Origin of the sequence: Gillisia sp. Hel_I_86 (assembly GCF_007827275.1) — a bacterium.
Classification (GTDB): Bacteria; Bacteroidota; Bacteroidia; order Flavobacteriales; family Flavobacteriaceae; genus Gillisia.
In genome coordinates this window covers 3,218,123-3,239,592 of record NZ_VISE01000001.1, presented here as the reverse complement: position 1 = coordinate 3,239,592, position 21,470 = coordinate 3,218,123, and the positions used below count along the sequence as shown (strand labels likewise).

The 21,470-nt window shown below is 35.6% G+C and carries 19 protein-coding genes and 2 tRNA genes; 5 read left to right on the top strand and 16 right to left on the bottom strand.

Features of this window, described 5'->3' with window-relative positions:
- Window positions 1-338: 338 nt before the first annotated feature.
- From JM83_RS14550 to hutH, 15 genes are all read right to left on the bottom strand, one after another.
- On the bottom strand, window positions 339-3,320 hold the full coding sequence (locus tag JM83_RS14550) for an MMPL family transporter (RefSeq protein WP_144962875.1): 2,982 nt from the start codon (window positions 3,318-3,320) through the stop codon (window positions 339-341).
- A complete protein-coding gene (locus JM83_RS14545) occupies window positions 3,321-4,529 on the bottom strand; it encodes a DUF2062 domain-containing protein (RefSeq protein ID WP_144962874.1) in 1,209 nt (402 codons plus the stop codon).
- Between the two features lie 72 nt (window positions 4,530-4,601).
- Window positions 4,602-4,970, bottom strand: coding sequence for a hydroxymyristoyl-ACP dehydratase (locus tag JM83_RS14540; RefSeq protein WP_144962873.1), 369 nt, complete (start codon window positions 4,968-4,970; stop codon window positions 4,602-4,604).
- A 66-nt stretch (window positions 4,971-5,036) separates the two neighbouring features.
- The gene (locus tag JM83_RS14535) at window positions 5,037-5,657 is read right to left on the bottom strand and encodes a LolA family protein (RefSeq protein WP_144962872.1); all 621 of its coding nucleotides are present in this window, start codon (window positions 5,655-5,657) and stop codon (window positions 5,037-5,039) included.
- Window positions 5,644-6,414 carry a polysaccharide deacetylase family protein gene (locus tag JM83_RS14530; protein WP_144962871.1) on the bottom strand — a complete coding sequence of 257 codons (771 nt, stop codon included), beginning with the start codon at window positions 6,412-6,414 and terminating at the stop codon, window positions 5,644-5,646. The genes JM83_RS14535 and JM83_RS14530 overlap by 14 nt, the downstream gene beginning before the upstream one ends.
- Window positions 6,411-7,475, bottom strand: coding sequence for a beta-ketoacyl synthase chain length factor (locus JM83_RS14525; protein ID WP_144962870.1), 1,065 nt, complete (start codon window positions 7,473-7,475; stop codon window positions 6,411-6,413). The genes JM83_RS14530 and JM83_RS14525 overlap by 4 nt, the downstream gene beginning before the upstream one ends.
- The gene (locus tag JM83_RS14520) at window positions 7,468-8,658 is read right to left on the bottom strand and encodes a beta-ketoacyl-[acyl-carrier-protein] synthase family protein (protein WP_144962869.1); all 1,191 of its coding nucleotides are present in this window, start codon (window positions 8,656-8,658) and stop codon (window positions 7,468-7,470) included. The genes JM83_RS14525 and JM83_RS14520 overlap by 8 nt, the downstream gene beginning before the upstream one ends.
- Before the next feature lie 3 nt (window positions 8,659-8,661).
- Window positions 8,662-8,919: a phosphopantetheine-binding protein gene (locus JM83_RS14515; RefSeq protein WP_144962868.1), complete on the bottom strand. Its 258-nt coding sequence runs from the start codon at window positions 8,917-8,919 to the stop codon at window positions 8,662-8,664.
- Entirely contained in the window at window positions 8,912-9,523 is a 612-nt protein-coding gene (locus tag JM83_RS14510; RefSeq protein ID WP_144962867.1) for a hypothetical protein, read from the bottom strand. The genes JM83_RS14515 and JM83_RS14510 overlap by 8 nt, the downstream gene beginning before the upstream one ends.
- The gene (locus JM83_RS14505) at window positions 9,516-10,658 is read right to left on the bottom strand and encodes a beta-ketoacyl-[acyl-carrier-protein] synthase family protein (protein ID WP_144962866.1); all 1,143 of its coding nucleotides are present in this window, start codon (window positions 10,656-10,658) and stop codon (window positions 9,516-9,518) included. The genes JM83_RS14510 and JM83_RS14505 overlap by 8 nt, the downstream gene beginning before the upstream one ends.
- Window positions 10,659-11,078 (bottom strand): acyl-CoA thioesterase, encoded by a 420-nt coding sequence (locus JM83_RS14500; RefSeq protein WP_144962865.1) that lies wholly within the window; start codon window positions 11,076-11,078, stop codon window positions 10,659-10,661. It abuts the gene before it with no gap.
- The gene (locus JM83_RS14495; protein WP_144962864.1) at window positions 11,079-11,528 is read right to left on the bottom strand and encodes a hypothetical protein; all 450 of its coding nucleotides are present in this window, start codon (window positions 11,526-11,528) and stop codon (window positions 11,079-11,081) included.
- A 107-nt stretch (window positions 11,529-11,635) separates the two neighbouring features.
- Window positions 11,636-12,520, bottom strand: coding sequence for a lipid A biosynthesis acyltransferase (locus JM83_RS14490; RefSeq protein ID WP_144962863.1), 885 nt, complete (start codon window positions 12,518-12,520; stop codon window positions 11,636-11,638).
- A gap of 2 nt (window positions 12,521-12,522) precedes the next feature.
- A complete protein-coding gene (gene fabG / locus JM83_RS14485) occupies window positions 12,523-13,260 on the bottom strand; it encodes a 3-oxoacyl-ACP reductase FabG (RefSeq protein WP_144962862.1) in 738 nt (245 codons plus the stop codon).
- A 170-nt stretch (window positions 13,261-13,430) separates the two neighbouring features.
- Window positions 13,431-14,963: a histidine ammonia-lyase gene (gene hutH, locus JM83_RS14480; protein ID WP_144962861.1), complete on the bottom strand. Its 1,533-nt coding sequence runs from the start codon at window positions 14,961-14,963 to the stop codon at window positions 13,431-13,433.
- A gap of 94 nt (window positions 14,964-15,057) precedes the next feature.
- On the opposite strand from hutH, the gene JM83_RS14475 reads away from it, so the two are divergent.
- The 5 genes from JM83_RS14475 to JM83_RS14455 all read left to right on the top strand — a co-directional run bounded on the left by JM83_RS14475 (window position 15,058) and on the right by JM83_RS14455 (window position 18,704).
- Window positions 15,058-16,305 carry an NAD(P)/FAD-dependent oxidoreductase gene (locus tag JM83_RS14475; RefSeq protein ID WP_144962860.1) on the top strand — a complete coding sequence of 416 codons (1,248 nt, stop codon included), beginning with the start codon at window positions 15,058-15,060 and terminating at the stop codon, window positions 16,303-16,305.
- A 151-nt stretch (window positions 16,306-16,456) separates the two neighbouring features.
- Window positions 16,457-16,541: transfer RNA gene (locus JM83_RS14470), tRNA-Ser, on the top strand.
- Between the two features lie 101 nt (window positions 16,542-16,642).
- Window positions 16,643-16,885, top strand: coding sequence for a GIY-YIG nuclease family protein (locus JM83_RS14465; RefSeq protein WP_144962859.1), 243 nt, complete (start codon window positions 16,643-16,645; stop codon window positions 16,883-16,885).
- A 315-nt stretch (window positions 16,886-17,200) separates the two neighbouring features.
- Window positions 17,201-17,278, top strand: a tRNA-Pro gene (locus JM83_RS14460).
- A gap of 211 nt (window positions 17,279-17,489) precedes the next feature.
- Complete coding sequence (locus tag JM83_RS14455) at window positions 17,490-18,704, top strand: site-specific integrase (protein WP_144962858.1); 1,215 nt, start codon at window positions 17,490-17,492, stop codon at window positions 18,702-18,704.
- A 119-nt stretch (window positions 18,705-18,823) separates the two neighbouring features.
- Here JM83_RS14455 and JM83_RS14450 read toward each other — a convergent pair whose 3' ends face one another.
- Window positions 18,824-21,469, bottom strand: a complete 2,646-nt coding sequence (locus JM83_RS14450) for a carboxypeptidase-like regulatory domain-containing protein (protein ID WP_144962857.1) — start codon at window positions 21,467-21,469, stop codon at window positions 18,824-18,826.
- Window position 21,470 lies beyond the last annotated feature (1 nt).

The window sequence follows — 21,470 nt, the reverse complement described above, 5'->3', positions numbered from 1 at the left end:
AATTATATTAGAGGTCAGTAGACAACTATAACTACATACAATTTTTATCATTATTTTATTGATTTTCAAACAGTTAAAACAATTCGTTTTGTCTGGTCGAGATGCTCTACAAAAATTTTGAAAAACGGAAATCTTAACGTACACTTGTTTTTGAATGTTAAAAATCATTAAGGTCAAAGAGGTCTCGACTCCGCTCGACCGCACAACGAACTGTCTCCTCGAGCGGAGTCGAGAGGTTTTTTTGATGTTCAACAAAACCTGACATTTCCACTACACATTATAAATTGATATGCACATAACTATTGACCTTCGTATTTTCAGTTTCATCTTTCGGTTTGTTAAACCATTTTTTGAAGCAAGATCACTCCATTTTGGCGGTAAAGGATCTCGAAATTTGAGTCTACAATCCATTGATAAGCGTAGGCTTCATCCAAAATAATCACTTTTTGAACTTGTTTCGCAACTAATTTATGGATTTCCTTTTCAAATTCTTTATTATTAGATTTAGAAATTACAATCGACTTGAATTCCGAGAAATTTTCTGAAAGTTCATTTTTAAACGCTACCCTATCAGATTGTGCTGCGTAGCAATTGTTTGCAATTTGGAGTTTCTCAGGATCTAATTCCAATCCGGTAACCAAATTCCCAGGGTTCTTGAAATGTAGGTAAATTGGCAGTAGCCCAAAACCTGAATAAAAATGAAGGATATTTTCATTTCCCATTAAATCTGCAAGCTTAAGGTAGCGATCCCTGTTCTTTTCAAAATCCTTTCTTACTGCGCTGAACGCTTTTTTATACCTGTAATTGGCAATAATCTCTTTCTTGAAATATAATCTATCTTTTGTGAAGTTTTTATTGAAATTAATAGATAAACCTAAAGCAGTATAGGGTGCTAAACCTTTCTCTCTAGGCCTAAGAAACAGGAAATCGAAGATAGCGCCTTGTAAAATAAAAGCAACCGATACCGCCGAAAAAACCCCTATTATGGAAACTATGGAAATTGACTTCAAGGCTGGGTGCTTCGCAAAGAACAACGCGCCAATCCCCAATAAAGTGGTAAATACCGATAGTAAAATGGAAATGCGGCAGGTTTTAAGCACTTTGGTTCCAAATTCATATTCCTTCAAAAATGCGTTGGTGATGAAAATGCTATAATCCAAGCCCAATCCAAAAATAAACGTGGAAATTATAATGTTTAAAATATTGAATTCAATATTGAAGAAAGCCATCATCCCTAAGGCGATCACCCAACTAATCCCTATGGGAAGCAGCGTGAAGAAGCTTAGAACAAAGGATCTATAGCTAAGTAAAAGAATTAGAAAAACCGCAAGTATCGAGTAACTTATTAATTGATTAAAATCACTCTTTAAATTCCCTAAAAAACCCTGGCTTATTTGTTTTCTATCTATCACCACTACGTTTTTGGATTCCTTTAAAGTAGAGAGGATATCCTCAGCCTTTTCTGAATTTAAATTTATAGAAGTAGTTACCGTCGCCAGGTCTTGCTTGGAAGCTAAAAAATCATCTAGATATAAGGTCTTTGTATTTCTATAGTCATCTAGATAAATAGGATCGAAATCTTTGGAAATTTGATGATATAGGCTTTCAAAACTCTCTGGTCTAAACCCGAATTCTGACGATTCAGCGACTAATGTTTTTTTAAGGAATTCTTGACGTTCCTCTGTCCAAAATTCTTTCCATTTTTTGATTTTCTCCAGTTGAGTGTTTGTAGAAAGCACCACTCCCCCAATGCTGCTAAATTCTTCAAGCTCCCCAGATTTTTTAAGCAAACTTAGCTTCTCATAAAGTTCATTATTGGCTTCCAGAGCTTCGTCTGTAGTAATTCCATAGGTAACCAGATAGATGGATTTTGCTGCGTTCCCTGCTATAGCCTGAACTTCCTTTTCAGCTTGTTTGATCTCTATAGGTTCAAAATTAATCGCTGAAAGATCATTGTTGAATTGAACCTTGGTAAAATAAAAAAGGCTAAAAACAAACAAGCCTAAGATTATAATTACCAATGGTAATTTCTTGTGATAGGCTATTCCTGCAATTTTATCTATAAATGTCTCTTTTACAGTAAGCTTCTCTTTTGGAACTTTATACAAAATAGGGATTAATATTAGTGCAACTAAAGAAGCTACCAGCACACTTATTGCAGCAAATATTCCGAGATCGTTCATTGCCTCACTTTTAACGAACAACAAACATAAAAATGCAACTGCGGTTGTACTGCTGCTCATTAATATAGGAACTGTTACATCTTTGTATAAATGATCAAGGTCGTTGTTGTTCTTATAATGCGTTAGAATATGTAAGGCATAATCTAGACTGATCCCCAATAAAATAGCTCCAATTCCTACTGAAATTGCTGAAATACTTCCTTTAAAGACATATAACACTGCAATGGCAGTTGTTCCTCCTATGATACTTGGAATAAATAATATTAGTGGAATATAAGTCCTTTTGTAATAAAAAATCAAAAGCAGCAAGAGTACGCCACTGGCAAAACCGAGTGTTAGTTTAATGTCTTTTTTAATCTGGTTTGCATTTGCAACAGAATATAAAACCCCTCCAAAGAACTGTGAATTCACCCCGGAATATTCAGAATTCAAGGAATTTTGAATTTCCTTCAATTTTTCAATAAAAATGGAATTCTTATCCGTTTCTGAAGCTGGAAAAGTTGGAGATAGGAAGAGCAATAAATGCTTTTCATCTTTAGTTAACAGGTAACTATTATATAGTTTAAACTCGTCACCTACTTGTAATTCTTCCAGTTTTTTCAAACCAAGGTTTGTAAAGGAAAGTGGATCTTTAAAAATAAAATCCTTGGTTACCAGTCCAGTTGGGGAAATAATGCTTTTATAATCGTCTTTTAAGCGCTGCTGAATGGTGTCTATTTCCAGCCAGTTATTTATTTTTTCATAATCTGAATTATTCAAAAACAAAGGCAAATTATTATAGACAAAATCATAAATCTCCAAGATCCCTTCCTCCGGCACTTTTCCTTGAATGTTTTTTACGTATTCTGGTAGATCAGAATTTATCCTGTCTATAAAACCTTGTGCATATTTAGTAAGCTCCTCTGGAGAACCCTCTTCAGAAGTTGAAGAAATTGTAAGGATTATTTTATCTGAAAACTCGGTTTGATCCAGTACTTTTTTAAGCATGTCCTGCTGTGCTCCTTCAGGAATAAGGCTGGTGATATCCTCTTCCAAACTTATCTTGGAAGCTAGAAAGATCAACAAGGATAAAATCAGGATTCCTGAAAATATCGCGAGAAATTTATGTTGCTTTAAATACCGGTTAAAGTTGAACATTTATGGCTTGATAACCTGTTTTGGATTAGTTATCGAAAATAAGAAATAAAAGACAATCCACAGTATGAAAGAGATGAATGCTGCCAATGCCATGCTTCCTAAAATATATTGCCATAAACTTTCAACTATTTTAGAGGTAGAATCAAAATCGGTTAAGTTCAACTCCCATCTAAATCCATGGCCCGTGAGCACAGATCCAGCCTGATAACTAGCATAAATTATTATTGGTATAAGTGGCGGAATACTGATATTGGAAAACAGAAAAGCAATTACTTTATTCAGTTTAAAACTTGCGGCAAGCACAAATACCAGCAAAGTATGAAGTCCCCAAAATGGGGAGATCCCAACAAATATCCCAAGTGCAATTGCTGCTGCTTTTTTATGTGCAGGCTCTTGACTTTTCAATACATCTTCTTTCCAAAATTTTCTAAAGCCTTTTTCCTTAAAATCCTGATATTTATTCTTGGGATGAATATATAGAAAACTTACCAATACAAACCATATATATAGAATCACGATCCTAACAATATCTTTAAAAGGCCTAAAATGCGACACCCGCTCTCCTCCTTCTTGATATAAAACTTTTATGGGAATGTTTTTCACATCTACTTTTCGCCATACGGCTTTTACAATAACTTCGATTTCAAATTCGAATTTTTTGGTATATAGTGGGATTTTATTAACTATTTCCAAAGGATAAAGCCTGTAGCCACTTTGGGTATCGTGTAATTGCTGCCCTGTAACCACCAAATACCAAAAGTTGGAAAATTTATTGCCCATAGAACTTTTTCCAGGAATCCCATCTTGCCCCATATTGCGATCACCAACCAACAATATTTCTTTCTCGTTTCTCCCTTTTTTTTCTAATTCTGTTAAAAAAACATCCAGATCATCAGCATAATGTTGCCCATCAGAATCTAAGGTGATCGCATATTTATAGCCCCCATTTTCGGCTAACTGCAAACCTTTTTTAAGTGCATTTCCCTTGCCTTGATTAGCGGGTTGATGAAAAATAGTAAGTTGAGGGAAATCCTTTAAAATACTGACGGTGTTGTCCACAGAACCATCATTCACTATAATTATATTGTTGGTATACACCAAAACACCCCGGATTACCGCAGCTAAAGTCCTTTCATTATTGTAAGTTGGGATCACTACACAACATTGCAAGGCATCAAATCTGGATTGAAATATAGGTGCAGCGCTCAAACAAAAAAGGTTTAAAAAAACAAAAGTATTGTTTATAAATGGAACAGATTAGCTCCAATTCAATTAATTGTATTAAGAAATTGCCTTATACGTAGCACTGATCTTTAAAGAGATCGTCTCGTTTTGTTTTGCAATCCCTTTAAGGCTAAATATCCCATTTTCAGAAACTATCGAAGATTGCAATATTAGCCTTTCACAAATATTCGGGTCAACAACCGCCATAAACTTTACATTCGCAGCGGTTGCCAATTGCAGCTTTTTATTGGTTCTTCGCTCGGCTTCCTCCTTGAATAGTTGCATTAAAATCACTCCTGGAGTTACGGGCCTATCTGGAAAATGGCCTTTGTAAAGTTCATGATCCTTATTGATCTTTACTTCAGTTATGAATTCCCCTTCTAGTTCGGTTGAACTTATTACTGAATAAAAATCTTTTAAAAGCATCTTCTAAGAATTTTGAATTGCTAAAATAGATAGAAAATTGAATTTGTGGCAAGAGTTGTCGAATTTTTAATTCTGAAAAACTGCTGGATGTATCGGTTGGTTGAACCTGATGTTTTTAAAATCAATCTCTGTATAATCCCCGGAAGCTTCCATAAGCCTTACGGTTATCACTACAAAATTCCTATCGAACAGCAGGATTATTTGATTGAACATTTCTCTAATACCACTGTCTTTTGGGACAATAACCGCAGAAATTAGATTGGTGGTCTTAAAATAGGAAACCTCATAATTCTTTTGGTCTTCCAACAATTTACCATTAATGCTGCCGGAAATCAATGTTACCAGTTTTTCGAAAAGCTTATTGGATTTTAGATCGGTTACAGATTTATAACCATCGTCATCAATTAAAAGCTTATTTGCTTTGAATAAAATCTTATAATTATATGGTCTTCTATATTCCCATTTAAGAATATCCGGGGCTAGATAATAAAGTTTTCCGTTGCTAATAGCGGTCCCTTTCATCATTTTAATATACTTGGTCTGGATAAACTCACTGGACAAACTTTCCAACGCGTCGGAACGCTTGGAAACAATTTCTTTGAACTTGACCGTCTCAGCTTCCGTTAAAGGTGTCTGAGCAAAAGTTGCGACCGAAATTAGAAAAACAGCTAGTCTAAGAATATGCATCAATTTTAAATAAATTATCTACCCTAACGGATCTATAATTGTTGGTTTGCAAAAATAACAACAATTGTTCCAATATTTCTACCGTTAGAAGATTGTTATCATGTAATAAAATAACATCTCCGGGCTTTATGTTTTTTATGATCCTTTTTAAAATAAAATTTTTAGAACTTAGAACTGCATCATAGGACCGCAGGTTCCAGCCAATCACCTGATGTCCTGTAGTTTCCAATGCCCTTTTTACCTTCGGATTAATGATCCCAAAGGGCGGACGAAAAGTTTTTAATTCAACTTTACCCACCTCCAATGCAATCCCGTTACACCTATTAATCTCTTCAATTATTTGATGCGTCCTTAAAAATCCCATTTTTCGAGTATGTGAAAACGTATGGTTTCCAACCATATGCCCCTCCAAAATTATCTTCTGAAAAATTTCTGGATTCTCTTGAATATGCTTGCCAATACAAAAGAAACTCGCTTTCATCTCAAACTTCTTCAATAATTTCAATATTTCCAGGGTATTTTCAGCAGGACCATCATCGAAAGTAAGGCCGATTTCTTTGTTTTTTAAATTCGGATGGCTGTTATGAGCTTTCACGAAAAAGTTCCATTGCACATTCGTTGAGACCAACAATAAAAAGATTAGATAGGCTAAAACAGCGAGGAACAAGGCCCAAATAGAAAGCAATTCAAAAAATACCAAGGACACTCCCATAAAAAATAGTAGGATGACCACGATATTAAATGGTTTGTAATTCAAGGTTTTTGCAACAAGATTAAACTATGATTGGTACTTGAGGACAAGTTATATAAAAGAATATTCTTAGGATTTGCGCAGGAAACATCATTGAGTTTTATTATAGCCGGAATTTCCTGTCTTTTGAAAATTAAACAACTCAACCAAATTGCAAATCCGGTGACTGTATTAAAATCTCCTGACAAATGTTTATAGGCAAGTTTGCAAGTTTCAATAAATATGGTATTTTGCAGTTCGTCATAGATTTTATCCTGTTCCAAATCCCCATTTTTCCCCAGAAGAACAAGATCCAAATCGTTTAATTTTAAACTATTTCCAGATAGAAACTGCGTTATCTTTTCTGAAGTTTCTATGGGTGATTCGCTATTAAAATTAAATACGGCTTTTAATTGGGCATACGAACCTGGTTTATTATTAGTCGATAAGTTAAAGAAAAAAGCGCCTTCCGAAGTAATGGTTCCGTTGGAACGATGTAAAAACAAGCTTAAGTTCCCTATTTCCTGTTGCTTTAAAAATCCATTCAGATATCCAAATGAGGTGAGCTTATTAGAAACTTCATCTACACCTCCTACCAAAACCGAATTTAAAGAAGGTTTTTCGTTCAGTAATAATATGGAGTCTATCAGGGCAGCTTCTAGAGAAGCACTTTCATGGGAATAGGTAACATTATATCCGGTACATTTTAAATTCAAAGCCATCTGTCCTCCTACCGTGTTATGCGTAGATTGAATAAAAGAAGTAGGAGTCAATAGCTCCTCTTCTTGAGAGAGCAGGCTTTCCAGAAACTTTTCAGTATTCTGCTTACAGCCCTCACCCGTCCCGGTTATAATAGCATCCGGGAGTTCTACACTTGCATCCTGTAATGCCATTTTTCCTGCTGTAAGACCCATTTTAATCGCCTTGGACATTCTCCTTAATGCCATTGCAGGAATATATTCTTTGAAATTTGGTGAAATCGCCTGAAAAATATTGGAATTATACATCGCCGGTTTTTCTGAAAAAATAGCTTCTTCAGTTTGAGCGGATATCGCTCCAATCCCAGTTATATAAATGCTTTTACTCATTTTTACTGAAGATTAATGACGTACAATTCCCTCCAAAACCAAAAGAATTGGAAAGCACATAATTAATTGGTTTGTGCTTTACTTTGGTTATTGGGAGTAATCCTGATTCCTGCATTGGTGTCGCAAAATTCAAATTAGGGAAAATCACATTATTCTGAAGGGATAAAATACTAAACACCGCTTCCAGTGCTCCAGCCGCAGCTAAGATGTGGCCGGTAAAGGCCTTGGTAGAACTAAAATCTGGAACTTCTGAACCAAAAATTTGCTTCAAGGCATTGCTCTCTGAAAGATCGTTGTTTCTGGTTGCAGTTCCATGCGCATTGATATAATCTATCTTTTCAGCAGCGGTACCAGCAATTTCAAACGCATCCTTCATCGCTCTATAGGCGCCCTCACCTGTTGCGGAAGATGCGGTTTGATGGTAAGCGTCATTTGCATTGCCATAACCAAGTACCCGACCAAGTACTTTTTTGTCTTTTATTAAATGTTCTGCTTCCAAAACTAGATAAGCAGCACCTTCCCCTAAATTCAACCCATTTCTTGAATCATCAAAAGCTTTGCATTTTTCTTCGGAAAGAATTTTTAATGAATTGAATCCATTTAGCGTGAATTTTGTTAAACAATCTGTCCCTCCCACAATCACACGATCCAATTCCCCTGCCTTAATAAGTCTAGCACCCAGCATGATCGCATTGGCACCTGAGGAGCATGCTGTACTAATAGTGGTGGTAAAACCCTTTATATCAAGAAATCCGGAAATCTTTTTTGTCGTAAACCCGGGATGTTGGGCAGCGATAAATTGATGATGTGCAGTAGAACTTTCGTATTCCAAATAATACTTTTCCGTAGCATCCATGCCACCTACGCTAGAACCCGAAATAAAACCTGTAGCAAGTAACTCTTTTTGGGTTAAACCAGAAGATTTTATAGCTTCTTTAGCTGCAATTATTCCTAGGAAGGTAGCGCGAGTGTATGAATGATCCCCTTCTAATTGAAGTTTCTTTTCAAAATCGGAATTAGGGACTTTTATTTCCCCTACAGGAAGGTGGGTATGTTTGGTATTTAAAATTTCAGGAAAGGAAAGACCGTCTAGTGATTTAATTAACGCATTAAAATTTTCTTCTACCCCGTTGCCCAAGGCCGAAACAATTCCCATTCCTGTTACGGCAACTCCTTTATTCATGGACTATTTAGTTCGGTGCGATTCTATATATCCTGCCATTTTATTAATGGAAAGAAAGATTTCTTTTGCTTGGTCGGGATCGGTCAATTTAATTCCGTAATCTTTCTCCAGCAACACGATTAACTCCAATGCATCAATAGAATCCAATCCCAATCCGTCTCCAAAAAGAGCATCATCGTTGTCTATATCTTCAATGTTTAATTCTTCTAGATTGAGTTGTTCTATAATACTTTGTTTAAGCTCTGTGCGTAAATCACTCATTTTCAAATTTGTATAATTCCTCTAAGTTATCTTTGGTAAACGGGATCTCACCATTATTTGAAACCAGGCACAAAAGTACATCATATTGCTCATTTTTTAGTTCTATCCAGCCACAAACCACACTGGAAACTTTTCCTGAATTCAGTAATGCTTCAGAATAATCCCATAATAATTCCGCATTGAATTTATCTTCAATAAAAAACACATTCTCGCTTTGTAGCTTATATTTAATGCTTATTTCTCCAAGAACAATATTTGGCAAGGTATATACAAAAACAGTGGGAGAAACAATGCTTTCCATAGATTGTTTATGTTTTAGGTCTATATCATGGCTAGCAGAGGTATTGGAAAAAACCAAAGCGGTATCTGCATCGAAATTTTGATCCTTTAATAATACCGAAGAACCTAAAATCCCCAATTTGCATAACGAATCCATTTTATGATATTTTGGGTATTTCAGCCCTAATTTTTTATATGAATCTTTTAAAAATTGAGGGAAGCCTATTTCAGAATCAAAAGAGAGAACAGTTTCCTTGTTCAGGAAGATCTTTTCATTCTTAATACGAATGGAATTGGTGATAAAATGATTTCTAGATTTACCCATTAAAACTCTTTTTAAGGATCATGGCTAAATTACAGCCCCCAAAGCCAGAAGCTGTTTTTAATGCTGTTTGAAGTTCTTTATTTTTGATCTTCTGAATTATATTGAGTGCTTTTGAAACACCTAACTCTTCGAAATTAAGCGAAGGATATAATTCATTATTAAGCAATGAATGTTTGGTAAGAATGGTTTCTATAAGAGCCGAAGCGCCCAAGGTATGTCCATAATAAGCTTTAAAACTATTTAAGGGAACATGGGCTAAGCCTGCCCTATTAAAGGCAACCGCTTCCATCTCGTCATTAAATAAAGTTGCAGTTCCGTGAGCCGAAACATATTCTATTTCTGAAGATGATAGTTTTGCTTCCTTTAAAGCCTGCTGAATACTTTTATACAAACCTTCCCCGGTTCTCGAAGGACCGGAAATATGATTGGCATCATTCGCTGAAGCATCACCAATCAAACTGATATTATCGCCTTCTCTCTTCATATTGCTTACTAAAATTGCTGCGGCTCCTTCCCCCAAACTAATCCCATCCCTATTAATTGAAAAGGGTCGACAAGGCTTAGCACTCAACGCCTGAAAAGATTGAAATCCGGAGACTACAAAGTCGGAAACCCGATCTCCTGCAACAACTAGTGCATTATTAAATTTCCCGGCCTGTATAAATCTTTTCGCAATTGCAACTGCCAGTCCTCCTGAAATACAAGCATTGGAAACAATAATTGGTTGAAGCTTAAAACCAAAAAATGCCTGAATAATCTTGGCCAGGGAATTTAAACTTGCCCGATCCTTGGAAAAATTTTGTGGATTGTCCAACAAATCTATATTTCCCTTGGTACTGGAAATTATAAGGGCTGTTTCACTTAGATCTAACTGATTATTATTTAGAACACTATGGGTTGCGAGCAACATCATTTGCTCCAATTTTGTGAATTTTGTAGGATCACCAATTTTAGAAAAATTATCAGCTAACCAAGTTTTATCAATGATTCCTGCATAATAACCTCCTTTTTCGAACCTCGAATTTTCATGAAATTGAAGCCCAGAAATCCCAGCTTTAATCGCTTTTATATTTTCTGAAGTAGAAAAACCAAGTGGGGAGATAATTGAATCTTCCTGTAATAAAATATCCATCATTTAAATCAAGTCCATTTTCTTTTTCCAATCTAAGAAAAATGGGGGAGCAATCAATACAAGTTCTTGGCTTTCATTGAGAAAAACCTGCGTTGTTTCGCCAATGCAAACCAATTTATCATCTTTAAAAATTTTATAGGTGAAAACCAATTTCGCGGCATCTACAGGATGGAAGCTTGTTTCCACCTCAAAAGTGTCGCCATATTGTAACGGCAGTTTATGCTCACAATTTGATTTTATAATAGGTGTTGCAAGGTCGTACTCTTTCATATCCAAATAAGAAATTCCGTGCTGGATACAAAAATCCTCTCTTCCATCTTCGAAATATTTTAAATAATTTCCATGCCAAACGATCTGTAAAGGATCGCATTCATTGAATCTTACTTTGAGCTGGATTCGGGATTTAAGGGACTTTGAGGACATTTATTCTACCGTTACTGTTTTCATTTCTGATGTTGCTACAACTTCTCCTTTTTCATTCAAGGTTTCTGCAACTACAAGGGTCACACCCATTACTTCTTTTAAAATTTCAACATTTGTGATAAGCTTGGAACCAGCTTTAGGTAAAGATTTTATTTCAAGAGTTGTTATAGCTCCAATAAATCCTGTTTTTGGTTTATCTAAACCAGACAAAAACCCTTGATACCCGCGATGTAACGACATACTTTGCGCCATGTGTTCAATTAGGCCAGCCTCAGAAAAGCGCCCGTCTTCAACTAAAATATTGTCGATTGGAATTAGAAATCCTGTTTTGCCTGTAAGTTCGGTATATACAAATAAAGAGTCTACCATCACAAAAGGTGGTTTCTGTGGAATAAGCTGAATAATTCGTTGAGGATCTAAAATAGGTTCTGTTAGTAAGTTCTGTGTCATAAACTTTAATATCAATAACCCCGGTGCTAGACTTTTGAGGTATAAATTGGATAATATTTTTAAATTTGAGATATAAAGATAACCAATAGAACAGATAATCAAACCCTCTATGAGGGGTTGAAATCGTTCCAATAATCGTAATAATTATACCATTGATGCGGGTATTTTCCCACCATCCCTTCCAAGTCTCCAAGATAGGCTTTTAATAATTCTTTTGGGGAATCTGAAGTTCCTTCATAAGGTCTTGCATAAAAATGATAATGAAAATCTTTTTCCCTCATTATATGTACAAACAACACCTGTATCTGGTTGCGTGCTGCAAGTTTAAAAGGACCCTGTGGGAATTGAACCGTTTTGCCAAGCAACTTTTCAGTGTAAGTTTTGGCATTTTTATAATACCTGTCTGCTGCAAAAACCAAAAGTTCGTTTTTCTTTAAAGCATCGTTCATCAGAAAAATATGAGAAAGATCGTCTTTTAAAATAATCGTTTTAATAGCAGCCTTTCCTGTAACCGATTCTAAATAATCCTTAATCTCTTCGTGTTCCAAATCGGTCATAATTAGGTTTACAACTGCCGAATCGTGTTTATCACTAAAGAAATGTTGCGCCAAATTAAAATTCCCGATATGAGCGGTTAAGAGGATTCCCCCTTTTTTCTTTGCCAGCAATTCATTAATATGCTGAATACCGTCAAACTCAAAACTGTATTTATTTTTCAAACCTGCCCCGATTGCAATTCTATCCAACTGGATTCTTCCAAAGGTAAAATAGCTTCTATAAACCTGTAAAGCAGCACTCAATCTTGAATATTTCAATCTTCTTCGGAAAAGATAGTACGTGCTTTTTGTAGAGTTGAAGGAAAAAAAAATGAAATAGGCAGCAACAAATAGGAGTACAAAATAAGAGGCATACAATCCGAAAGTCTTTATTATAAAGACATAGATCCTAAATCCTAGAACGGTGCCCCTAGATTGTCCTTTCCATTCTGCCATAGTTAAGAATACAAACCGCCATTGATATTGATAATTTCTCCTGTAATATAAGACGACTTTTCTGAAGCAAGAAAAGAAACCAGATTTGCCACTTCCTCTGTTTCACCAAACCTATGTAATGGGATTATTTTTTTAAGACTGGTTTCGTCAAAATCGGCTGTCATATCAGACTTTATAAAACCAGGAGCTACTGCATTTACTGTGACTTTTCTTTTCCCTATTTCTTGAGCTAATGCTTTAGTTGCTGCGATCACAGCGCCTTTTGCAGCAGAATAGTTTACTTGACCCGGATTCCCCTTAAGCCCCGAAAGTGAAACAATATTGATAATGCGCCCATAGCGGTGGGTGAGCATATTTTTTAAAACCGCCTGAGAGCAATTATAAAAGCCATTAAGGGAAGTGTTTATAACAGATTGCCAATCTTCTGGCTTCGTCCATATAAATAAACCATCCTTTGCAATACCCGCGTTGTTTATAAGTACTTCAATAGTGCTTTCTGGATTTTTAGAGCTCCATTCTTCCAGTATTCGTGAAACTTCTTCGGTATTGGAAACATCAAATTTTAGAAGTTCGCAACGTACATTTTTTTCAACAATTAATTTTTGGGTTTCTAACGCAGCATTTTCATCAGAATTAAAATTCAGCAAAATATTATAACCTAGATCTTCTGCCAGTTTAAGAGCAATGGCCTTTCCAATTCCTCGGGATCCTCCGGTTACCAACGCATATTTTAATTTCATCTTAGACCTTCTTTAAATTTCAAATGTTTAACCTTTTTTGTCATAATTGTATTTCGTCACCCTGAATTTATTTCAGGGTCTCAATTTATTAAATTCTTTAAAAGAAAATGAGATTCTGAAACTAGTTCAGAATGACCTCTCTTTTCAGTTTATGACAATTATGAAATTTATTAATAAGCATCTTGGGTTTTAATAAACTCCTTGATCATTTCCTGAATTTTATAAAGTGGCAAATCCTCTTTTATTTTTGGAACTAATTTATTCAAAATTTCAAATTTTTCACGAGTTGCTGTAGATAAGCTTTCTTTTATTTCAAGGTGCCTCAAAGCTTGTACTATAGTTAATAATTCGACGCTTAACACCTCAAAAGCATTATCTATAACTGTTTTAGTTACTGTGGCTGCGTTGGTTCCCATACTTACAATATCCTGATTATCGTTATTGTTGGGGATACTGTGCACATACATGGAGTTGGAAAGCATCTGGTTCTCAGCTGTTGTAGAAACAGCACTAAATTGTGCGCCCTGCATTCCGAAGTTAAGGCCTAGAACGCCTAAATTCACAAAGGGTGGCAAAATATTATTCAGTCGGTCATTCAAAAGATAATTTAATTGGCGCTCTGCAAGCATGGTTAATTTAGTAACTACCAATTTAAGCTTATCCATTTCCAAGGACACATAATCTCCATGAAAATTTCCACCGTGATATACCTGTTTTCTTTCAACATCTATTATAGGATTGTCGTTTGCCGAATTCACCTCTTCGATCAAGATTTTTTGTGTATGTTCAATCGTATCGTAAACGGGACCCAAAATTTGTGGCACACAACGTAAACTATAATATTCCTGAACTTTTTCTTCAAAATATTCATTCTCAGGATTTTTTCCGCTGTATAAATGCTCATTTCTATCACGGGTAAGAGAAGAATCTTTTAAATGTTCCCTCATTTTTGAAGCTACTGCCTGCTGCCCAATATGAAGCTTTGTTCCATTTAATTCTGAAGATAAATGATCATCATAAGCCTCAACAATTTCATTGATTGCGGAAGAACAGAAAATAGACCAATTAAGTAACCTTTTGGCATAAATAACATTTACGATACCAATCCCCGTCATAGCCGAAGTTCCATTCATCAAGGCTAAGCCTTCCCTTTGCTCTATTTTAATTGGTAGTATATTTTCTTCTGAAAAAACTTCTGCTGTCTTTCTTTTTTCTCCCTTATAATAAACTTCACCTTCCCCAATAAGCACCAAGGCCAAATGTGCCAATTGCACTAGATCTCCTGAAGCTCCTACCCCACCGTGCTCAAAGATCAAAGGAGTAATATCTTTATTTATAAGCTTTTGCATAGTTTCTACTACAGAAGAATGCACTCCAGACTTGCCTAGTGCCAAGGTGTTTAACCTAGCAAGCATTAAAGATTTCACATACAAAGGCTGCATAGGTTTTCCCATTCCTGAGGCATGACTTCTTATAAGGTTATATTGAAGTTTTTGTCTGTCCTTGTCCTTGATCTTGTATTGAGCCATCGGCCCAAATCCCGTATTTACTCCATAAATCACTTTGTTTTTAGAAAATTCCTCTAAAAATTTAAAGCTTAAGGACATTCTTTCGATTACCGAAGGATCCAAAGTTATTTTGGAATCTTCAAAAAGTACTTCATAAAAATTTTTAAAATCAAGAGCAGTTGTTATTTGAAGCATACGATAGAAATCCGGGTTATTAGTAGTGTATCCTTTGCAGGAACTGTTAATTCTCTTAACAAATGTACTATATTTGCAACGCAAATGAAATGGAATGAAAAAGGAAATTGCAGAAATTCTTATTATTGGCGCAGGTCCCTCAGGAATGGTCTCTGCCTCTTATCTTCATAATCAAGGAATAAAGGTGCTAGTGGTCGAAAAAGCTACTTTTCCCAGGTTTCAAATTGGGGAGAGTTTAATTCCGCAGTGCATGGATAACCTGGAAGAAGCCGGGTTATTGGAAGCTGTTAAGAAAGCTGGATTTCAAAAGAAATTCGGAGCTCGTTTTATTAAAGATGAAAAAATAGGAGAATTTGATTTCTCAGAAAAGCATGGTGAAGGTTGGGATTGGACCTGGCAGGTTCCCCGAGCCGACTTTGACAATTGCTTAGCGCAAGAAGCACAACGAAAAGGCGTTAAGATCTTGTTTGATACAGAGGTGAAAAGTGTCGAATTTGAAGGCAGTCGTTCTAAAACCATTGTTAGAAATTCCAATGGAGAACTTACCGAAATACATGCAGGATTCATTATAGATGCCAGTGGTTTTGGAAGAGTTTTAGCAAAACAATTACATCTGGAAGCGCCTTCACAAATTGCTGCCCATTCTTCAATTTTCACTCATATACAAGAACCCGATCGTCCTAAAGGAAAGGAAGGGGAACTCATCACTTTTGAAGTATTGGAAACTCAAGTTTGGTTTTGGTATTTTCCGTTTTCCAATGGAAATTCCAGCTTAGGCTTTGTAGCACCTACAGAATGGTTCGATCAATTTTCGAAAGATCCTGAACTCGCCATGAAAGAGATGATCAAAAAATTGAAGTATTATGATCATCGATTTGAAGACTATGATTATCTTTTTAAACCCATAAAAATCGATAACATAAGTAGAAATGTCACTCAGCTTTATGGAGATGGTTTTGTTCTCACGGGAAACTCTGCAGAGTTTTTAGATCCTATATTCTCCTCTGGGGTAGCTTTTGCAACAGTTTCGGGATTATTGGCAGCCAAACTTATTGTTAAGGAGCGAAATGGCGAAAAAGTTAATTGGGAAAAGGAATATGTAGGTTACATTAAAAAAGGCGTAGATGTATTTACCAGTTATGTAAAGGAGTGGTACTCAGGGAATCTTCAAAATATCATTTTTCATCACGATCCCAATCCAGAAATCAAAAAACAAATTTGTGCTGTGTTAGCAGGTTATGTTTGGGATACGAGCAATCCCTTTGTGAAAAAACACGATCATATACTTCAAAATTTATCTAAATTAATTGAATTGGAAGAAGCATCTAGTAAAAGTTTATAACTATTTTTAAGCTTAATTTTCTGACCCCGACCCTTTTAATTAAATCTTAAAGTTTTTATGCTGAAAAAAGGGATAAAAGGTTTGGATTGTTACTAGGTAAAAGTTAGATTTGCAACCGCAAAATACTTGCGATAAGTTCTTAAAATTTAACGGAGAGTTGCCAGAGTGGTTAATGGAGCAGTTTGCTAAACTGTCGACGAGCAATTGTCGCATGAGTTCGAATCTCATACTCTCCGCAAAACGATTAATTCCAAACGAATTATTCGGGGTGTAGCGTAGCCTGGTTATCGTGTCCCGCCTAAAGCGGGAAGGTCGCCGAAACGTAAATCTAGAAAATATGTTAGTATACATTCTTTTTAGTGAAAAAAGTTCAAGGTATTATGTAGGACAAACTATAGATATCAAAGAAAGGTTGAAAAGACACAATTCAGGGAGAGTTAATTCTACAAAATATGGAATGCCCTGGAAGATTGTTTTGCAAATGGAGGTATCAAATCGTTCTGAAGCAATGCTTTTGGAAAGTAAGATCAAGAAACGAGGAGCAAAACGATATATAAATGACCATCGGGGTGTAGCGTAGCCCGGTTATCGTGTCCCGCTGCGGCGGGAAGGCCGTAGGTTCCTTGGGAACTTTATGCGGCAGGGTTTTGGAATACTGAATAAATTTACACCATACGGGGTGTAGCGTAGCCCGGTTATCGTGTCCCGCTGCGGCGGGAAGGCCGTAGGTTCCTTGGGAACTTTATGCGGCAGGGTTTTGGAATACTGAATAAATTTACACCATACGGGGTGTAGCGTAGCCCGGTTATCGTGTCCCGCTGCGGCGGGAAGGCCGTAGGTTCCTTGGGAACTTTATGCGGCAGGGTTTTGGAATACTGAATAAATTTACACCATACGGGGTGTAGCGTAGCCCGGTTATCGCGCCTGCTTTGGGAGCAGGAGGCCGCAGGTTCGAATCCTGCCACCCCGACCAAATGGGTATCAAAACCCACTAAAACACTGTTAATCTATTGATTTTCAGTGTTTTTAGTTTTTAATGATATCAAACAATATCATATAAATACATAAGTCTGGTGAATCATTCGGTGAATCATTTATTACAGATATTTACGTAACTTCATAAAGCATTTAACTGATTTGACTTTCGTCTTTGCAAACTGATTGTTTCATTAAAGACGCTTGAAATGCCTAATTACACTACCTTTTCCGTATTGTTCTTTGTTCGTAAACACCATAACGAGACAAAGAAATTATTTATTTATGCCCGGGTTACCGTAGATGGAAAACGCTCAGAGATCAGCCTAAAAAGATCAATTTCGGTGAATCATTGGGACGCCTCAAAAGGACGTGCCAAGGGAACTACTCCAAAATCTCGAATGCTAAATCAGTATTTAGACCAGATCTATACTAAATTCTTGGACTGCCACAAGCAACTTTCCTCAGAGAACAAAGTAATATCTGCCCAAAGTATCAAAGCTCGGTTCTACGGAAATGATGAACACCAGAAAACTTTGTTGGAATTAATGAGCTATCACAATTCCCATATGAAAAACGTGTTGAAGCCCGGAACGATGAAAAATTATCGTACCACCGAAACCTATTTAAAAGAGTTTTTAAAGCAGAAAATGAGCTGCAATGATATCGACATCAAACAGATCAACTATCGGTTCGTAACCGACTTTGAACAGTTCCTACGCCAATATTCTACTAAGGTTTCTCGCAAGACTTGTGGCAACAATGGCACCATGAAACATTTGGAACGTTTTAAAAAGATGTTGAATCTTTCAATCAGGCTGGAATGGCTGGTCAAAAACCCTTTTGACAATTTTAAATTCAGGTTCGAGAAAAACGAGCGGCAATATCTAAGCAAACGGGAACTTCAACTAGTAGAGGGCACTGAATTTACGAATAGCAGCTTACAAAAAGTTAAAGATGTTTTCATATTTTCCTGCTATACCGGGCTTTCTTATGTAGATATAAAAGAATTGACCATTCATCAGATTATTAAAGGGATCGATGGTAGCAACTGGATTTATACCAAACGTGAGAAAACAGACGAAACGGTAAAAGTGCCACTTTTGCCCCAGGCCCAAAATATTATGGATCAATATGCCGATAGTATAAAAGACGAATTTTTATTCCCGGTCTTTTCGAATCAAAAAGTCAACAAATATCTAAAAGAGGTGATGCTGCAATTGAAAATAAAAAAAACAATTACCTTTCATTCTGCCAGGCACACTTTTGCGACCACTGTTACCTTATCCAACGGGGTACCTATAGAAACGGTCTCTAAGCTTTTAGGACATACCAAATTATCTACCACCCAGATTTATGCACGGGTTTTAGAAAATAAGTTGAGTGAAGATATGTTGCTACTGAAAGAAAAACTAGGATCTTAATTTTAATAACGAAGATGTGTGCCTATTGCCTATATCTTTATACTACCGATGGTCACGTCACGTTTAAAAAATTCAGGCTTAGAGGAAAGTAGATGAATCTCTGAAAAGAAAAATTGAGCTTAAAAAGAAAATTTTAAACTTACCAGAAGTTGGGTAGGCCTAAGTCTATAGGTACTCTGAATATATGAGAACTCCGAATTAGATACTCTCACAAATTCATTGGTATTTAAAACATTATTCCAACTAGCTCTTAAATCAAAAGCCGGTTTTTTAAAGGTGTATTGATAATTTAAATTCAGGAAATAGTTATTGCGATTTCTGTTTGAAATACTATTGTAATAATATTCAGAATTTGCACTTAAATATTGCCGCTCACTTAAATAAAAGAAGAAATCTACGGAATGTGATTGAGTTCTTATTGGTTCAGTCTCTCTACTTTCTATAATAGTGTATAAATAACTTAAATCAGCATTATAAGTAGTGCTTAACCAATCTGTAATTTCAGATTCCAATTTCGCATTAAAATTCAAATTTTGATTTTGTATGTCTGCAAAACGCTCATTTAACAATTGTTCCCGTTCAATGCTTGAAAAAGTAGAGCTTAAACTTAAAGTAGTATTGATTTTGCTAAAATATTTACTGCCCCTAAGGTTTAAAGTATGTGAATTAGAATAATTTTCCTTTACCAACGCTTCAAAAACGGTAGCTCCATTTTGATTTATAAGGTTGCTATATAAAAGGTTGTTTTTTGTTTGGGAAAATGAATAAGAGCTACTGGCAAAAATGGAATTAATAGGATTACGGTAGGAAATTCGCCAGCTATAATTTTGTTGAAAATTCTCTGATATTGGTGCATTGTACCGTTGTAAATTCCGGTAGTCGGTAAGGATAAATCCGTAGTATAAATTAGTAACATCGCCAAAATTATTCTTAAGATTTGCGTATATGCTAGCTTCCCAAAATGCTGAAAACTCTTTTTTAATAAATAAATCAGGTTCAAAAGTGAAGCGGGTTAAGTTTTGCTCTTTATCTAAATCACGATCTTCAATATTAAAAATTCGATAATTGAAAGGTGTTTGAAGGCGTATATTCCAGCTATTTTTCTTGTAGATAAACTTGCTTGTAAAATAAATACTTGAAGAAAAGAAATTGAGATCGTTACGAAAATTTCCCTTAAGGGTATCAGTTTCATTATTTTCAATTAGAATTAATTGACTATCCAATTTTTGATTTTGTATTGCGAAACCAATCTCAGGTGCAATAGTAATATCTTTTAATCCTTTGGTTAAGCCTGCGGAGTTTTCGGTAAAAAAAGTAGAAGATTTTAAAATCTGATTTGTTGCTGTATAAGGCTGATTTTCATTCAATAATTCTTTGTATCGACCAGGATTTACATTTAGATTTTGGGAGGATTCTGTATAGCCGGTATTAGATACAAAGGTAATTAGTTGTTTTCCGAATGGTTTAAGAAGTTTTAATTTATTTCTAAATGCCAAGAATGGGTTGTTGAGTGCTTGTAAGATATTTTCATCTTGGGTACGAATATTACCAAACTGTGAATCCCAAAAACTATTGATTTCCAATGTGTTTTTCAGGTAATTATCATCCGTGTTCTTTTCCAAAATAAATTTAGACTGTAAGTTTTCGATATAAAAATTATTATTCACTCTTTCTGAAATAGAAATGGTATCATTCTGTGTAAAGAAAAGGGTTTGGGTATTTCCTATTTGTTGTTGACTATCGTTCAAATAAGATACGTTTATCTTTAGGTCAATATCCTTTTTAAGCCGAATCAAATAGTTAGCTGATCCTAAATGTACATTATTGTCCAACCAGCGTTCCTGGGAAAAAGAGGGCGCTGCAATTTTACGAATTGAAAGCCAATCCCTTTTGTTGATATTAAATTCCTGTCTTCCAAAATCTTCAAAGGAAAAGTCCCTGATCTCGAGAGATACATCGTTACCTGTATTGTTGCCTTGATAAGAAAAAATTGCTTGTTGTTTTTTGGTAAAAACCATCGGGGTAATATTTGCTTTCCAAAGAATGGGTGAAATACCGCTGCCCAGTTCAGCACTTCCTGTGAGGGTTACTTTTTTTTTAAGTTTTATATTTAAAGAAGCCCTTTCGGAAAACTCCAGACTGTCCAATAGCTTTATGGGTTGGTGGTTTTCCAGTATTTGAACCTGTGATACATCATCTGCCGAAAGGTTATTGTTGGCGAGGTTATACCTGCCTTCCAAAAGATCAAGGCCTTCTATATAATATTTCTGAATGGGTTCCCCTTGGTAGTAAATTTGACCTGAACTGCGTATTTCTATTCCTGGCATTTTTTTTAGCACATCGGCTATTACCCGGTCTTTTTGATTTTTAAAAGCTGAAACGGAATAACTAAGGGTGTCCCCTCTTTTTTCGATTATTTTTGATTCTATATGCACCTCTTTCAATTCTTCTGATGATTCTGTAAGTTGCACTGTAATATGTTGGGTTTTATTTTGAAATTTATTATTCCAATTTTCAAAGCCCAAGTGTGCAACTTTGACGAAAAAGTATTCTGAATTAGTCTTTACATCTATCTTAAATTTGCCATAACTATCTGAAATACCATATGCAATTATATTTGAAGTTGAATCTTGACTTAAAGTAATCGTCGCCCCGCTCAAATGTTGCTTGTCTTTATCAGTAATTTCCCCGGTAATAACTGTTTGCGAAAAACCGTTATAAAAGATAAATAACAACAAAAGGAGAAAGCAGGATTTTATCTTCATT

Bases quoted from the DNA above. Each gene is read 5' to 3' on its own strand.
- JM83_RS14525 (WP_144962870.1), bottom strand. From the start codon at position 7,475: ATGAGTAAAAGCATTTATATAACTGGGATTGGAGCGATATCCGCTCAA.
- JM83_RS14510 (WP_144962867.1), bottom strand. From the start codon at position 9,523: ATGGGTAAATCTAGAAATCATTTTATCACCAATTCCATTCGTATTAAG.
- JM83_RS14495 (WP_144962864.1), bottom strand. From the start codon at position 11,528: ATGACACAGAACTTACTAACAGAACCTATTTTAGATCCTCAACGAATT.
- JM83_RS14500 (WP_144962865.1), bottom strand. From the start codon at position 11,078: ATGTCCTCAAAGTCCCTTAAATCCCGAATCCAGCTCAAAGTAAGATTC.
- JM83_RS14550 (WP_144962875.1), bottom strand. From the start codon at position 3,320: ATGTTCAACTTTAACCGGTATTTAAAGCAACATAAATTTCTCGCGATA.
- JM83_RS14515 (WP_144962868.1), bottom strand. From the start codon at position 8,919: ATGAGTGATTTACGCACAGAGCTTAAACAAAGTATTATAGAACAACTC.
- JM83_RS14535 (WP_144962872.1), bottom strand. From the start codon at position 5,657: ATGCATATTCTTAGACTAGCTGTTTTTCTAATTTCGGTCGCAACTTTT.
- hutH (WP_144962861.1), bottom strand. From the start codon at position 14,963: ATGCTTCAAATAACAACTGCTCTTGATTTTAAAAATTTTTATGAAGTA.
- JM83_RS14450 (WP_144962857.1), bottom strand. From the start codon at position 21,469: ATGAAGATAAAATCCTGCTTTCTCCTTTTGTTGTTATTTATCTTTTAT.
- JM83_RS14465 (WP_144962859.1), top strand. From the start codon at position 16,643: ATGTTAGTATACATTCTTTTTAGTGAAAAAAGTTCAAGGTATTATGTA.
- JM83_RS14520 (WP_144962869.1), bottom strand. From the start codon at position 8,658: ATGAATAAAGGAGTTGCCGTAACAGGAATGGGAATTGTTTCGGCCTTG.
- JM83_RS14490 (WP_144962863.1), bottom strand. From the start codon at position 12,520: ATGGCAGAATGGAAAGGACAATCTAGGGGCACCGTTCTAGGATTTAGG.
- JM83_RS14505 (WP_144962866.1), bottom strand. From the start codon at position 10,658: ATGATGGATATTTTATTACAGGAAGATTCAATTATCTCCCCACTTGGT.
- JM83_RS14540 (WP_144962873.1), bottom strand. From the start codon at position 4,970: ATGCTTTTAAAAGATTTTTATTCAGTAATAAGTTCAACCGAACTAGAA.
- JM83_RS14475 (WP_144962860.1), top strand. From the start codon at position 15,058: ATGAAAAAGGAAATTGCAGAAATTCTTATTATTGGCGCAGGTCCCTCA.
- fabG (WP_144962862.1), bottom strand. From the start codon at position 13,260: ATGAAATTAAAATATGCGTTGGTAACCGGAGGATCCCGAGGAATTGGA.
- JM83_RS14455 (WP_144962858.1), top strand. From the start codon at position 17,490: ATGCCTAATTACACTACCTTTTCCGTATTGTTCTTTGTTCGTAAACAC.